The organism is Murimonas intestini (assembly GCF_024622195.1).
GTDB classification, from domain to species: Bacteria; Bacillota; Clostridia; order Lachnospirales; family Lachnospiraceae; genus Murimonas; species Murimonas intestini.
Genome location: NZ_JANKBI010000030.1, coordinates 1 through 14,450, shown reverse-complemented (window position 1 = coordinate 14,450; position 14,450 = coordinate 1). Strand labels below are relative to the sequence as shown.

The 14,450-nt window shown below is 46.9% G+C and carries 11 protein-coding genes and 1 riboswitch; of the genes, 3 read left to right on the top strand and 8 right to left on the bottom strand.

Annotated elements, in window-relative coordinates:
• Positions 1 to 14: 14 nt before the first annotated feature.
• The 5 genes from NSB28_RS24370 to NSB28_RS24350 all read right to left on the bottom strand — a co-directional run bounded on the left by NSB28_RS24370 (position 15) and on the right by NSB28_RS24350 (position 8,128).
• The gene (locus NSB28_RS24370; RefSeq protein ID WP_109748796.1) at positions 15 to 659 is read right to left on the bottom strand and encodes an ECF transporter S component; all 645 of its coding nucleotides are present in this window, start codon (positions 657 to 659) and stop codon (positions 15 to 17) included.
• A 189-nt stretch (positions 660 to 848) separates the two neighbouring features.
• Positions 849 to 967: riboswitch (FMN riboswitch) on the bottom strand.
• A 51-nt stretch (positions 968 to 1,018) separates the two neighbouring features.
• Positions 1,019 to 1,822, bottom strand: a complete 804-nt coding sequence (locus NSB28_RS24365; protein WP_109748795.1) for a ThuA domain-containing protein — start codon at positions 1,820 to 1,822, stop codon at positions 1,019 to 1,021.
• 82 nt (positions 1,823 to 1,904) lie between these two features.
• A complete protein-coding gene (locus NSB28_RS24360) occupies positions 1,905 to 3,281 on the bottom strand; it encodes an MATE family efflux transporter (protein ID WP_109748794.1) in 1,377 nt (458 codons plus the stop codon).
• A gap of 5 nt (positions 3,282 to 3,286) precedes the next feature.
• Positions 3,287 to 5,608: a glycoside hydrolase family 95 protein gene (locus NSB28_RS24355; protein ID WP_257497953.1), complete on the bottom strand. Its 2,322-nt coding sequence runs from the start codon at positions 5,606 to 5,608 to the stop codon at positions 3,287 to 3,289.
• A gap of 366 nt (positions 5,609 to 5,974) precedes the next feature.
• Positions 5,975 to 8,128, bottom strand: coding sequence for a Tex family protein (locus NSB28_RS24350; protein ID WP_109748792.1), 2,154 nt, complete (start codon positions 8,126 to 8,128; stop codon positions 5,975 to 5,977).
• Positions 8,129 to 8,277: 149 nt separating this feature from the next.
• Here NSB28_RS24350 and NSB28_RS24345 point away from each other — a divergent pair, with 149 nt between their 5' ends.
• Entirely contained in the window at positions 8,278 to 8,973 is a 696-nt protein-coding gene (locus tag NSB28_RS24345) for a DUF4190 domain-containing protein (RefSeq protein ID WP_109748791.1), read from the top strand.
• A gap of 82 nt (positions 8,974 to 9,055) precedes the next feature.
• Here the strand turns inward: NSB28_RS24345 and NSB28_RS24340 are convergent, their stop codons facing one another.
• The 3 genes from NSB28_RS24340 to uxuA form a co-directional block, all read right to left on the bottom strand.
• The gene (locus NSB28_RS24340) at positions 9,056 to 9,529 is read right to left on the bottom strand and encodes a DUF2752 domain-containing protein (RefSeq protein WP_109748790.1); all 474 of its coding nucleotides are present in this window, start codon (positions 9,527 to 9,529) and stop codon (positions 9,056 to 9,058) included.
• A 61-nt stretch (positions 9,530 to 9,590) separates the two neighbouring features.
• Positions 9,591 to 11,201 carry a mannitol dehydrogenase family protein gene (locus NSB28_RS24335; protein WP_109748789.1) on the bottom strand — a complete coding sequence of 537 codons (1,611 nt, stop codon included), beginning with the start codon at positions 11,199 to 11,201 and terminating at the stop codon, positions 9,591 to 9,593.
• 13 nt (positions 11,202 to 11,214) lie between these two features.
• Positions 11,215 to 12,282, bottom strand: coding sequence for a mannonate dehydratase (gene uxuA / locus NSB28_RS24330; protein WP_109748788.1), 1,068 nt, complete (start codon positions 12,280 to 12,282; stop codon positions 11,215 to 11,217).
• A gap of 172 nt (positions 12,283 to 12,454) precedes the next feature.
• Here uxuA and NSB28_RS24325 point away from each other — a divergent pair, with 172 nt between their 5' ends.
• Both NSB28_RS24325 and NSB28_RS24320 read left to right on the top strand, forming a co-directional pair.
• Positions 12,455 to 13,339: a helix-turn-helix domain-containing protein gene (locus tag NSB28_RS24325; RefSeq protein WP_109748787.1), complete on the top strand. Its 885-nt coding sequence runs from the start codon at positions 12,455 to 12,457 to the stop codon at positions 13,337 to 13,339.
• Between the two features lie 149 nt (positions 13,340 to 13,488).
• Positions 13,489 to 14,202: a DUF975 family protein gene (locus tag NSB28_RS24320; RefSeq protein ID WP_109748786.1), complete on the top strand. Its 714-nt coding sequence runs from the start codon at positions 13,489 to 13,491 to the stop codon at positions 14,200 to 14,202.
• Positions 14,203 to 14,450 lie beyond the last annotated feature (248 nt).

Below are 14,450 nucleotides of genomic sequence, written 5' to 3'. Positions count from 1 at the left end.
CTCCTGCCGCGCTCTTATCTCGCTCTTTTTAATATAGGACTGATATACTTGTATAGCAGGAGGGTTACAATGGATACTATGATGCCCTTGAGCAGATTGAACGGAACCACGATCAGCATTATGAAACCGCTCATTCCCGACACTGCGCTGTTAACATCGCTTCCCATCCCTATGATCGCATCTATTCCACCAAAGGCCGCGGCATAGAGCGGAAGCAGTACAAACGCATTCATGAAACCTCCCACTATGGTCATGGCAGCAGTCCCGGCTGCCATTCCAATCATGGCATTTTTTTTAGTCTTATGATATTTATAAATAAAGCCTGCCGGCAGCACAAGAGCACATCCCACAATGAAATTTGCCAGTTCACCGACACCTGCAGTTATTGTACCATTGATCAGGAAATTCAGCAATATCTTCAAAAATTCAATAGCCGCCCCGGCCAGAGGCCCCATGGAAAAACATCCTATCAGGATAGGCACTTCACTTAAGTCGATCTGATAGAAAGCCGGCGCAAACGGCAGGGGGATCTCAAAAAGCATGAGGACTGTGGCGATAGCCCCCAGCATGGCGATCTCCACCATCATCTTTACCTTGCTCTGCTGCCCTGCTCTTGTCATGGCGGCTGCGCCGCCGTTTACATTTGTGTTTGAACTCATAGTTCATCTCTCCTTTTCGATAAATTATTTATGAAAAGAAAATTCTTGCAGACAACAAACTTACATGCAGCTGAAAGCTGCCGTTTCTGGAAACTTTAAAACAAAAAACCCCGGATATATTAAATATACCCGGGGCAAAAGTACGATTTGAAACGGCTGCGGCTGTTCAGCACCTGAACTGTTGCAAAAGACTTTCTTCTTTCATCCAGACTATACTGTCGGTTATGGAATCGCACCATATCAGCCGCCAAAGGCGGGTCGCGGACTATACCGCCGGTGGAGAATTTCACTCCGCCCCGAAGAATTTTCTTAACCTATCAAATATTATATGCCATTATAAAGCGTTATGCAAGAGATTTTTACTTTCTTCTGCATTTCTCTTCCGGCGTAACTACAGCGTTGGGACAGCTTATCTCTTCTCTTTTGACGGATGGGACAGCCCACCGCACAGCATTGCGGATGATCCTTCTCACATAGTCATTAAAGTAAGACTTGTTTGTCTCATGTCCCGGCTGGAAATAGAAGATCTTCCCGTATCCCCTTGTCCAGGTACATCCTGAGCGGAATACTTCTCCTCCTCTGTACCAGCTGATAAATACCTGGTCATCCGGTTTGGGGATATCAAAATATTCGCCGTACATTTCTTCCTCCTCCAGCTCAAAGTACTGAGGTATGCCTTCAGCAATCGGATGTGCGGGACATGTATTCCAGACCCTGCAGAAATCCCCCTCTCTCCATTGAAGGGACCCGCTTGTCCCCAGAAGCTTCTGCAGGGGCTTGCTGGGATGAGCTGAATGAAGGGCGATAAATCCCATTCCTTTCAGGACATACTCCCTGACACGCTCTGCGATCTCATCAGGCACCTTATCATGGGCCACATGCGCCCACCAGACAAGGACATCCGTATCATCCAGCACTTCTTTTGTCAGGCCGCACTCTTCCATCTCAAGGGTAGCTATATGACAGACCTCTATTCCAGACTCTTCCTCCAGCAGTCCCTTTAAAGTATGGTGGATGGCGCCGCCGTGCACAGCGCGGATTTCTTTAGCCCTCTGTTCCAGCTCCCTGCGCACCTCTTCAGGCATTCCCTCCCTGACAGCCGCACCGCTGTCACTGTCCATCTGTTCCTGGACATACTCATTCCATACTGTAACCTTTATCATAGTGATCCTCCATTCTGTATAATCCATATTCTGCTACAGGCAAACCCTGCCGCGATTGATCTAAAACTTCTGTCAAACTCCGCTAAATTGCGCGGGCTTTCCATTTCCCTCTCTTGTAAAATACAAAGGTGATAATAGCTCCGATCACCCAGGAGATCAGCAGTGAGATAAAGATACATTCCTGCCTGCCGTTTGGCAGCTCCGGTGTCCTTGTCATATATGCGATTCCGTAAGCGATGGGTACACGTATAGCGATAGTTGTCACGATTGATATCCACATGGGGGTCATGGTGTCGCCCGCCCCCCTCATGATTCCTGACAAGCTCTGTGTCACTGCCATGGCGATATATCCCACTGCCAGTATTGTCATCAGGCTCATGCTCAGCTTCACAAGCTCCGGCGTATTGGTAAAGATACTCATCAGATAGCGCCCGAAGATCAGGATCAGGGCAGTGATGGCCGCCGAAGTCCCTGCCGCCATGGCAGTACCCTGTCTGGCCCCCTGCTCTACTCTGTCATAATACCTGGCTCCCACATTCTGGCCTGCATATGTGGTAAGTGCAGTTCCAAATGAAAAATTAGGCAGCATGGCAAACCCGTCCACACGCATGACGATAACATTCGCAGCAATGAACATCTCCCCAAAGCTGTTTGTAAGAGACTGGACCACGATCATAGCCATGGACAGGATAGCCTGAGTCACACCCGACGGCAGCCCCAGGCGGATAATGTTTACCGTGTATTCCTTGTGCATCTTTAAATAACGCAGCTTCATATCAAATATTTCTTTCATCCTCATGAGCTTGAACAGGCACAGCACTGCTGATACAGCCTGGGCGATCACCGTTGCAAGAGCCACCCCGTTCACACCCATGTTAAACACAGCCACAAACAGCAGGTCCAGAACAATATTCAGCGCCGTTGATACAAGCAGATATACAAGGGCTGATATGGAATCTCCCAGTCCTCTTAAAATACCGCTCAGGATATTATAAAATGCCAGCCCGGCTGACCCTATAAATAAAATGAGCAGATAGGAATTGCACCAGTCAATAATACTTTCCGGTGTATTCAGCAAATGCAGCAGAGGCCTGGTGATCATTGAGGCGATGACCATAATAAATACAGATGCTATAGCGGTCAGCAGAAGACAGTTTCCAATTGTCGTCGAGAGCTCCTCCCGCTTCTTGCCTCCAAAATACTGTGACACCATAATACTGGCCCCCACACTGATACCGATAAACAGTACGATCAGCAGGTTAAGTATGGGTCCTGCACTTCCCACAGCAGCCAGGGCATTGTCGCCCACATATCTTCCCACCACAATGCTGTCTACTGTGTTGTACAGCTGCTGGGCAATGTTGCCTATAAGCATGGGTACGGTAAACAATGCGATCTTATGCCATGGTTTTCCATATGTCATGTCAACCGGTTCAAAAAATTTCTTAAGTACTTCCATTTCATTTAATCCCTCCTGCAGCAGTTATTGACATTTCCCCTTACAGGGATCCGTGAATCCAGAGTCACCTCACCGGCCTCTGATTTTCCGATCCTTAAAAGAACCGTCTGGTTTTTATCAGATGTGAGAGAATATTTTACCTCCCCATCCTTCCACTGTATATCTATCAGAATACCGCCCCTGGCCATCAGGCCTTTTACACATCCTTCCTTCCATGCGGCCGGAACAGCCGGCAGCAGGACCAGCTCATCATTATGGCTCTGTACCAGCATTTCCGCAATGCCGGCTGTATAGCCAAAATTGCCGTCAATCTGGAACGGCGGGTGAGCACAAAGCAGGTTCGGATACAGGCCGCCCCCATGGATGGATCCGGCAGAATCCGGCGGCACCATATGAAACAGGTTTTTCATAATACGTCCCGCATGTTCTCCGTCTTCCAGCCTTGCCCACATCAGGATCTTCCAGGCCAGGCTCCAGCCTGTCCCCTCATCTCCCCTGCGCAGCAGGCTCTGTCTTGCCGCCTCATACATGTCTGTCCCTATGCGTATCCCGCATCCCGGATGCAGCTCATAGAGATGAGACAGATGCCTGTGGTGCATATCTGCTTCCTGGAATTCCTCATTCCACTCCAGTACCTGTCCCTGGCTTCCTGCAGCTGTGGGCACGATACCTGGAAGTATCCTTCCTGCCTCATCTGCTGTCTCATCTTCCAGCCCCAGCTCACTGCAGCCCTTTATATAATCCCTGAACAGATTACGTATGATAGCCAGTGTATTTTCTGTATAGGCTGCCAGAGAAACCTTCTCACCGTCTGACATGAATTCATTTTCCGGTGAAGTGGCCGGACACACGGCATACCCATCCGGAGTCTCCTCCAGAACTGACAGGCAGAACTTTACATTTTCTCTGAGAACAGGCAGTATTTCCTTTAAGTACTCTCTGTCCTGGCAGAACAGATAATCATCGAAAAGGTTCCGGCACATCCAGGCTGCTCCGAAGGGCCAGTATGCCCACATTACCATACCGTCAGCCGGTGAGGTCTTCCTCCATATATCTGTATTGTGGAAGCAGGCGCTTCCTTTTGCCCCAAAAAATTCCTTTGCGCTGACCCTTCCGTTTGTCAGAAGCTCCCTGTTCATGACAGTGAGCGGCTCAATCAGCTCATGGAGCCTGCACGGACCTGTCATCCAGTAATTCATCTGTGTATTAATATTTACTGTATAATCACTGAACCACGGAGGTATCTTTTCCTGGTTCCATATCCCCTGAAGATTTGCCGCCTGAGTACCGGGCCTTGAAGAAGATATCAGCAGATATCTTCCGAAGTCAAACAGCAGGGCATAAAGTGAGAGGTCATCCCCGTCTTTTTGAAATTCCTCCAGCCTTTTATACAGATCCAGTTCTTCTCTTCCGCTTGTCCCCAGAGAAAATTCTACCCTTTTAAAGTATTTCCTGTAATCCTCTGTATGTTCCTTAAGCAGTTCCTGCCAGTCCCTGTCTGCATTTTTTATATCTGCAGTCAGTTTCTCCTCCGGACTGCAGCCCTCTGTATACGGGTGTCTGTCAAATCCATTGAAGCTGGACCTGACAGCAAAAAATAGTATGATTTCCCTCACATCCCTGCAGATCAGGCCGTCTTCCACTGCTTCCACTGTGCCGCCCTCAGTTCTCACACGGCCCCATCCCTGGTAATGCATCCCCTTTTTCTCCGGCTCCTCTGAGAAAGTCAGAACACTGTCAGGCCCGGCTGTGCCCACTGTGATATTACTTCTGCCCGGGCACTGGCCATAGAGGCAGAATCCTGCACCCTCATATTTACATTCATTCAGGAAACCGCCGCCTCCGCTTATTTTAACCGTGAATTCTTCTTCAGCCTGTATCCTGTACAGAATCCCCTGGGCCGGGGCACTGCTGAAAGAAGTATGTACATACCTGCTGCCGTTATTCTTGTATTCAGTCTTAACGACTGCATCCTCCAGTTCCAGCTGCCTGCTGTATTCTGTGATGCATCTTTCACCTGAAAATTCTATGAACAGGCTGCCAAACGGCTGGTACATCTGTACATCCTCATTCCCCTTCAGCGCATCATCCAGAAAATGCATTGCCTCCTTATATTTTCCTTCTTTCGTAAGCTGTCCCGCTCTGGCGGTCTCTTCTTTTTTTGGCCCCTTCTGGCTTTTTACAGGATATCCCGACCAGAGAGTATCCTCATTTACTGCAATTATCTCTTTTGATGTCCCCCCGTAGATAACTGCTCCCAGCCGTCCGTTTCCTACAGGGAACCCCTCCTGCCAGTACCGGGCCGGCTGATCAAATTTAAGCTTCATACACATTTCCTCTTCTTCTGATTGATTATGGGCGTAAGACCCTTATTTTTAAGGATAGGATATTTTTTCTCATTTGTCTATATGTTTTATCTCACAGGCTGCATAACCCATCCGGGAAATAGACAGGTTTTTTCGTTTTTTTATACAGTAGATTTTTCTCATTTTAAAAACAGCACAAAATCAGATAAAAAATCGAAAAATGTTTGTTCACACTTTTGATGTCGAATGGTGTATAAAATAAACATCCCCCCAATACATTATATAGTTTTTGCTACACCCCATAAAGAAATACCTTCTCCAAAAGAGCTGTGCCGGACGCATCCGGCACAGCTCTTTTACTTTTATAAGCTGAATAGTTACAAACAGTTACTGTAGCTTCATGCTTAATGAGATCCTCTTCTTATTCAGATCCACGCTTAATACCCTGACGTCCACAATATCTCCCACACTGACAACCTCCAGAGGATGCTTCACAAATTTTGTGCTGCTCATCTCTGAGACATGCACCAGCCCGTCCTGATGTACACCGATGTCCACAAAAGCGCCGAAATCAATAACATTGCGCACTGTTCCCTTGAGTACCATTCCCGGCTTCAGGTCCTTCATATCAAGTACGTCACTGCGCAGGATCGGCTTGGGCATCTCATCTCTGGGATCCCGTCCCGGCTTTTCCAGCTCCTTGACAATATCTCTCAGTGTAATCTCACCGATCTCCAGCTCTTCCGCCAGTTTCTTATAGTTTTTCACCTGTCTGGAAAGCCCTTCCAGTTTTCCGCCTGCTATATCGCTGATTTCGTACCCCAGTTCTTTTAACAGCTTTTCTGCGGCTTTATAGCTCTCAGGATGCACACTTGTAGTATCCAGCGGGTTGCTGCCTCCGGGTATCCTTAAGAACCCTGCACACTGCTCAAATGCCTTCGGTCCCAGCTTGGCCACTTTCAGAAGCTGTTTCCTGTCCTCAAAACGGCCATTCTCTTCTCTATAGGCAACTATATTCTTTGCTATCACCTTCGTGATCCCTGACACATATTCCAGCAGTGAGGCGGATGCTGTATTAATATCCACACCGACTTTATTCACGCAGTCTTCCACTACTCCACTCAGAGCCTCTCCCAGCTTCTTCTGGTTCATATCATGCTGGTACTGGCCCACGCCTATAGATTTCGGATCTATTTTTACCAGCTCAGCCAGAGGGTCCTGGATCCTTCTGGCAATAGACGCCGCACTTCTCTGGCCCACATCGAAATTCGGGAATTCCTCTGTAGCCAGCTTACTGGCTGAGTATACAGACGCACCCGCCTCGTTGACTATCACGTACTGTACCTGCTCCGGTATTTCCTTTAAAAGCTCCACGATTATCATCTCTGACTCTCTGGATGCTGTACCGTTGCCAACTGATATGAGGGTTATCCCATATTTTTTGATCAATTTCTTAAGTGTTTCTTTGGCTGCCCTGATCTTTGTATCATTTGTGGGCGCCGTCGGATAGATAACTGTTGTATCCAGCACCTTTCCTGTAGGGTCTACTACAGCCAGCTTACAGCCTGTACGGAACGCCGGATCCCATCCCAGAACTGTCTGTCCTGCGATCGGGGGCTGCATAAGCAGCTGCTCCAGGTTCTTACCAAATACAGAGATAGCGCCGTCCTCAGCCTTTTCCGTCATATCACTGCGTATCTCTCTCTCGATAGCAGGCCCGATCAGCCTTCTGTAGCTGTCCTCCACAGCAGCCTTAAGTACCGGCGCTGTATTCTGATTTTCCTTCACAATAACTTTCTTCTGAAGATATAAAAGGATGCGCTCCTCCGGAGCCTCTATTTTAACATTTAAAAACTTTTCCTTCTCCCCGCGGTTGAGGGCGAGCGTCCTGTGACCCGCTACTTTTGAGACAGCTTCCTCATAATTATAATACATTTCATATACAGACTGGGCCTTCTCATCCTTAGCCGCGGAGATGATCTTTCCCTCTTTTACTGTCAGCTTTCTGATATAGCTGCGGTAGCTGGCCTCATCTGAGACTGCCTCTGCAATGATGTCCATCGCTCCTGCTATGGCCTCCTCCGCTGTCTTCACATCCTTCTCTTCAGATATGAATGCCTCTGCTTCCTGCTCAAGAGGCCTGTTTGTCATTTGAAGAGTAATGATATTAGCAAGAGGCTCTAAGCCCTTCTCTTTCGCTATAGTTGCCCTTGTGCGCCTCTTGGGGCGGTACGGACGGTAAAGGTCATCTACAACTACAAGCGTCTCTGCCTCTGTGATCTGCTTTTTCAGTTCCTCCGTCAGCTTTCCCTGTTCTTCTATGCTTGAGAGTACCTGTCCCTTCTTATCTTCCAGATTCCGCAGATAGTTCAGCCGCTCATAAAGCTTACGCAGAACCTCATCATTGAGGGAGCCTGTGGCCTCCTTACGGTATCTGGAAATAAAGGGGATGGTATTTCCTTCATCTATAAGCTTGACGGCAGCTTCTACCTGCCACAGATCTGCTTCCAGTTCACTTGCCAGTTTTTTATTGATATCCATGTACTTAAATTTCTCCTTTATATTCTCAATTCGGTTCTGATTATACCACTTGTGTTTCATTTTTGTCTATGGTATCATAGCACTAATTGAGAAAAGCCCGGGAGGAGATTACTGTTCTCTCCGTGGCCAGTAACGAGAGGAGATACATTATGGACTTAAAAGACAGGGATCATATCCCTTCAGATATCCGGGATGGTAGTGCATCAGACCCGGAATCCGGAAATACTGAAGCTTCCGGCGATATGGATAAAAATGCAGAAAACAGCGCCAATACAGACAACAGCCCTGAGAGCTGGTACGAGAACGGCCGATTATATCACCGGGGTGATTATCATGAGCCGAACGGCAATGGCTATCAAAATGGCAGCGGACAGTACAATGGCTTCGGCGGGGGGATCTACGGGAATAATTACCAGCAGGCACCGCCCAATGGAATGGCTACTGCAGCTATGATACTGGGTATCATCTCCCTTGTCACTTCCTGCTGCTTTTACTTAGCTATCCCTCTTGGAGTGATCGGTGTTATTTTGGCAGTACTTTCACAGGGCAGTGACCGCACGCTGCCTCCACGTGCCAAGTCGGGACTTTGGCTGGCTGTGGCAGGAGCCGCCCTCTCTCTGTTTCTGACAGTGGCTTCCGTAGCTTCCACTTTCTCAAGGTACGGGGTGGATGGATTCATTGATATGCTCAGACAATATGAGCAGTTCTATGAGGGACAGTCAGGACAGGACGGCGAGATCAGCAATTATAATGATATGAAGGACTGGCTGGAAGATTACCTGAATGGGAAAGACAACAGCCGCAGCCGCAAGATCCGGCAGCAGGAACAAGATAACATAATATAAAGAGAAGATGTGCAGGCAGCATTTTAAGCTCCGGGCACATCTTCTCTTTATATTTACTGCAGTTCATTTTCAGCTTATCATTTTATCCAATCATTGCACAGCCGCCGAAAAGGAGGACAGCATTTTTTACTATAAAATTGACAGCCACGATTACAACACCGATATAGACATATCTTTTCCTGAACTCCATCCCGATTTTACAGCGTCCTCCGCTCACAAGCTCTATGGTGTTCGTCACCATAAAAACAGCGCAGACTGCAGCTGCATATACAACAAAGGGATGATAATAAAGGGATTCCAGTATATGTCCATGCAGCAGGCTCGTGACAGCTCTCGTCCCTCCGCATCCTGGACAATAATACCCCGTAAGCGAATGAAAAAGACATGGAAGCAGGAGATAGTTTAAAGAGAAGCCTGATATCCGTGATATAAGTAGGATGACCCCTGCCGCCGCCAGAAGGCCCAGACCTATATAATATAAGGTCCTCTTCTCCCGCCGCCTTCTGTCTTCCTCCTCTATATCATATGCTCTCTTTTTCTCTTCTTCTGCTTCCATTTACTGTCCGTCCCTTCTTCTCATACAGCATACTGTATCAGAACGGGCGCGGATTGTCAATTTATGCTGTATACTTCTTAAGAACTGCTTCCACAGCTCCCGGTCCTGCATTCATTTCTGTAAAATATTTGATTACGTCATCAGCGAGTCCTGCCTTATACAGATCTACGCCAAATATCTTTTCATCAGAAAGTACAGGTTTTAAGATTTTCTCAGCGTCAAAGCTCTCTCCCAGCTTAACCTGTTCCATGACTGCACAGAGTGTAGGCAGCATAGGATCCGGGCTGAGTTCGAATTTTTCACCTTTATCGTTGATACCCATGAGGTAACGCAGCCATCCTGCAAATACAAGAGGTATTCTCTTCAGATTCTTTACATCCAGTTTATCTGAGGCCATATATGCCTTGATCGTCTCCCCAAAGCGGATTGCCAGCTTCTGTGATGTATCTGTAGCGATCCTCTGAGGTGTATCCGGCATGAACGGATTCGGGATACGTACATTTAAGACCTCATCCAGGAATTTTTCCGGTCTGATAATGCCCGGGTCTACCACTACAGGCATTCCTTCTTCATGTCCGATGATCTCAACCAGCTTTTTCAGCACCGGATCCTTCATCTCTTTTGAGATCAGATCATAGCCCAGCAGACATCCAAATACTGCCAGTGTTGTATGAAGAGGATTTAAGCAGGTGCAGACCTTCATCTTTTCCACTTTATCAACAGTCTCTCTGTCCGTAAAGATCAGTCCGCCTTTTTCCAGCGCTTCCCTTCCATTTGGGAAATCATCTTCTATAACAAGATATTCACATTCTTCCGCATTTACGAAAGGTGCAGCGTATGTCTTTTTACTTGTAACGATCTGATCCAGGTCTTCTATACCATCATTCAGAAGGATTCCCTTGACAGTCTCATCAGGCCTCGGTGTGATCTTGTCTATCATTGTCCACGGGAAGCTGACTTTTTTGCCGCTCACATATGCAGCAAAGCCTTCTTTTACAAGACCTTTTTTATCCCATGTCTCTGCATATGCTGAAATCGCTGCACAGAGCTTATCGCCATTGTGTGAGCAGTTATCCATGCTTACCATTGCTATGGGGAGTTCTCCTGCCAGGAAACGCTCATAGAGCAGAGAAGAAACTTTTCCAATATAGCTGACTGGTTTTTCAGGCCCTGCTTCCATATCTGCGGCAACTGCATCCAGATATTCTCCGGCTGCATTTTTCAGGCTGTATCCTTTTTCAGTGATAGTAAAAGTAGCCATCTGAAGGGAAGGCTGTCTGAAGATCTCCCTGAGCCTGCTAAAATCCTCTTCCTTTGCCGGGTCAGCGACAAGCGCTTCCACTACGCTTCCCACAACTGTTTTCTCGACAGTTCCGTCTGCCTTTAATGTCACCAGAACGCTGTAGCTGTCATGAGGTCTGTAAAGTTTCTCCACGATCTCTCCGTCAAAGCCCTCTGCAGCAATCAGGCCTCTGTCCAGCACTCCGTCATTCAGCAGATTCTGTACTACATTTGCCTGAAATGCCCTGAAGATATTGCCAGCTCCGAAATGGATCCAGAACGGTGCCTCTTCTGTTTTTTTCTTCACTGCCTGCCTGTCATACTGGGGAAGAGCGTATCCGGCTGCTTCCCACTCTTGCCTGTTCTTTAAACCTTCTTCATTTAACCTCATTTTTATTTCCCCCTTATTTGCTGCTCTTTTCAATAGCTTCCCAAAGTCCGTTCAGATAAGTGGCTCCTAAAGCTCTGTCATACAGGCCGTATCCAGGCATTGCCACCTCTCCCCAGATCATCCTTCCATGGTCAGGGCGGATAGGTCCTTCGAATCCTATATCATATAATGCTTTCATGATCGCATACATATCAAAATTTCCGTCAGCAGACAGATGTGCTGCCTCTTCAAAATCTGTCGGGGAATTAAATTTCAAATTCCTTACATGTGCAAAGTGGATTCTTCCTTTTAATGAACGGATCATATCAGGAAGGTCATTTTCCAGGTTTGTTCCGTAGGAACCTGAGCAGAAGGTAACTCCGTTGTGGGGATTGTCCACCATCTTAGTCATGCGCAGGATATTCTCTTTGTTGATGATGATACGCGGCAGTCCGAATACGCTCCAGGCAGGATCGTCCGGATGGATAGCCATATTGATATCATACTTGTCACATACAGGCATGATCTTCTCAAGGAAATACTTCAGGTTCTGGAATAATTTTTCGTCATCTACATCTTTGTAAAGTTCAAATAATTCTTTAACCTTTGCAAGACGTTCCGGCTCCCAGCCCGGCATGATAAATCCATTTGAATTAGAATCAACAGACTCAAACATCTTCTCAGGGTTCAGGTTATTGACTGTCTCCTGGTTGTATGCCAGTACAGTTGACCCGTCCGGACGCTTTCTTGCCAGTTCTGTTCTTGTCCAGTCAAATACAGGCATAAAGTTATAGCATACAAGATGGATATCTTCTAACCCAAGATTCTCCAGAGTCTGGATATAGTTTTCGATATACTTGTCTCTGTCAGGAGAACCGATCTTAATAGCGTCATGTACATTCACGCTCTCGATTCCTGCCACGCAGAGTCCTGCTGCCTCTACCTCATCTTTCATAGCCCTGATAGCTTCCCGGCTCCATACCTCGCCCGGCGCTGTATCATAGAGAGTAGTAATGACACCTTTTACCCCCGGAATCTGCCTGATCTGCTCAAGCGTCACTGAATCAAATTTGCTCCCGTACCACCTTAATGTCATTTCCATAATTAATACCTTCCTTTTTTTATTTTACACCTGCCAACTGGCAGATTTAATTCTTAATATCATTATATTTCATTGGCGGAAAAATCCAATTGGCGAAATTGTTGTCTATATTGCAAATCTTGTTGTTTTGTACTATACTGGAGTTAAAGCACGAAAAAGACAGGAGGATCTTATGAAAAAAAACCTTCAGACGGCCTTTTCTACCCGTCAGTATATGTTGTCCAAAGATTTTGAAATTTATTATTACAATGACACGGTTCTTCCAAATGTTGCGCCTCATTCCCACACTTATTATGAATTTTATTTTTTTCTGGAGGGTGAGATCAATCTGTATATAGATGGGATACCCCACAGGGTAAGACCGGGAGATTTTCTTCTGATCCCCCCCGGTGCATCCCACTACCCCTCTTTTTTGTCCCCGGACCTGCCGTACCGCAGATTCGTTCTCTGGCTCAGCAAAGGGTATTGTGAGCGGCTGACACAGGCTTCCACAGACTATATCTATCTCATGCAGCTGGTGACCACGGCAAAGCGCCACGTATTTTCCACAGACGCCATTGCCTTTAATGCCATCCAGTCCATAATATTCCAGCTGATAGAAGAAACAAAAAGTACCCGGTTTGGAAAAGAGGCAAAAGTATCTTTAGATGTTAACAGCCTGATCTTATATCTGAACCGCCTTGTCTATGAGCAGAACCACCAGAACAGAGGAGATTCCTCCCTTCCTCTTTACCTGGGCATATGTGACTATATCTCTGCACATCTGGATGAGGAGCTCTCACTGGATAAGCTTGCCCAGGAGTTTTATGTGAGTAAATTCCACATCTCCCATGCATTTAAAGATAATATGGGAATTTCCCTGCACCAGTATATCCTGAAAAAACGCCTTTCCGCCTGCCGTGACGCCATCCTCTGCGGTGAACCGGTCAGCAGAATATTTGAACAGTACGGCTTTCATGACTACTCCAGTTTCTTCAGGGCCTTTAAAAAAGAATACGGCGTTTCCCCCAAGGAGCTGCGTGATATGTATCTGAACGGAACTCTGCTGTCAACCTGACACGCATTACTGTTCACTCCGGGATGGCGATGTGTGAACAGTAACTGACACGCTCCGTAATCTCCATGCTGCAAGACTTTTCACATTGATTTTTACATGGGAGGTATGCTATACTGATTCCTATGAAATGACAGATTGGAGCATAATTTATGGATTCAAAAAAGACATCTTCAGAATTAAAAAGTATTGCCAAAGGAAAGATGATGGGCAGATATTCAGTTGCTATGGGCGCACTCCTGCTGATTTTCCTGATGTCATTCGGATGCAGCATGCTCATCTCCATGATACTCATCGTCCCTTCCACTATAAACAAGATAACCTTTTTCATCTGCAGTATTATCCTGACACTGCTGTCCTCTATATTTGCTGCCGGTGTGGCAAGGCTCTTCCTGAACATGTCCAGAAACCTGCCCTATGGCATCACGGACATATTTTACGGATTTACACACAGGCCGGACAGGATACTGGGCGCCGCCGCCCTCATTTACCTCATGATAGTTGGCTGCATGGCGCCTTACCTGATCCTGATCCTCCTCTACATCGGCACAGATATCCTGGCGCTTGGCATCATAGGGCTTCTCCTGGGAATTGCAGGCGGTGTTCTGGGAGTCATCCTGTCACTCAGATACTCACAGGTATACTATCTGCTGGTGGACCGCCCTGAGCTGACTGTTATGGAGATTTTAAATACCAGCAAAGATATGATGCTTGGGAATAAAGGAAGATATTTCTATCTGATCATCAGCTTCTTTGGGTGGATATTCCTTTCCGTCCTCAGCTGTTATATAGGTCTGCTGTGGCTTGTCCCGTATATAGAGATGACGGTCACATCCTTTTATCAGGATCTTACGGGAGAAATTTAAAAATGTGAAAATACAAAGATAACAATAGCCGGACACATTATGTTTTGTGGGCGGCTATTTATTATATTGCTGTTTAGCTGATTAGAGGCGTGGGGACGCTTTGCATTGTAGGTAGTGAATCAGTGGGAGGAGCAGGCGGGTGGGAGAGTTCGTGGTTCAGTCCAACCGCTGCGTCGTGAAACTCTAAGGCCCCGGAGACTGCTTGAAACGCAAAAGGCGGCCGGAAACTCGGTGCGTTTGCTGATGCA

Bases quoted from the DNA above. Each gene is read 5' to 3' on its own strand.
- NSB28_RS24370 (WP_109748796.1), bottom strand. From the start codon at position 659: ATGAGTTCAAACACAAATGTAAACGGCGGCGCAGCCGCCATGACAAGA.
- NSB28_RS24365 (WP_109748795.1), bottom strand. From the start codon at position 1,822: ATGATAAAGGTTACAGTATGGAATGAGTATGTCCAGGAACAGATGGAC.
- NSB28_RS24360 (WP_109748794.1), bottom strand. From the start codon at position 3,281: ATGGAAGTACTTAAGAAATTTTTTGAACCGGTTGACATGACATATGGA.
- NSB28_RS24355 (WP_257497953.1), bottom strand. From the start codon at position 5,608: ATGAAGCTTAAATTTGATCAGCCGGCCCGGTACTGGCAGGAGGGGTTC.
- NSB28_RS24350 (WP_109748792.1), bottom strand. From the start codon at position 8,128: ATGGATATCAATAAAAAACTGGCAAGTGAACTGGAAGCAGATCTGTGG.
- NSB28_RS24345 (WP_109748791.1), top strand. From the start codon at position 8,278: ATGGACTTAAAAGACAGGGATCATATCCCTTCAGATATCCGGGATGGT.
- NSB28_RS24340 (WP_109748790.1), bottom strand. From the start codon at position 9,529: ATGGAAGCAGAAGAAGAGAAAAAGAGAGCATATGATATAGAGGAGGAA.
- NSB28_RS24335 (WP_109748789.1), bottom strand. From the start codon at position 11,201: ATGAGGTTAAATGAAGAAGGTTTAAAGAACAGGCAAGAGTGGGAAGCA.
- uxuA (WP_109748788.1), bottom strand. From the start codon at position 12,282: ATGGAAATGACATTAAGGTGGTACGGGAGCAAATTTGATTCAGTGACG.
- NSB28_RS24325 (WP_109748787.1), top strand. From the start codon at position 12,455: ATGAAAAAAAACCTTCAGACGGCCTTTTCTACCCGTCAGTATATGTTG.
- NSB28_RS24320 (WP_109748786.1), top strand. From the start codon at position 13,489: ATGGATTCAAAAAAGACATCTTCAGAATTAAAAAGTATTGCCAAAGGA.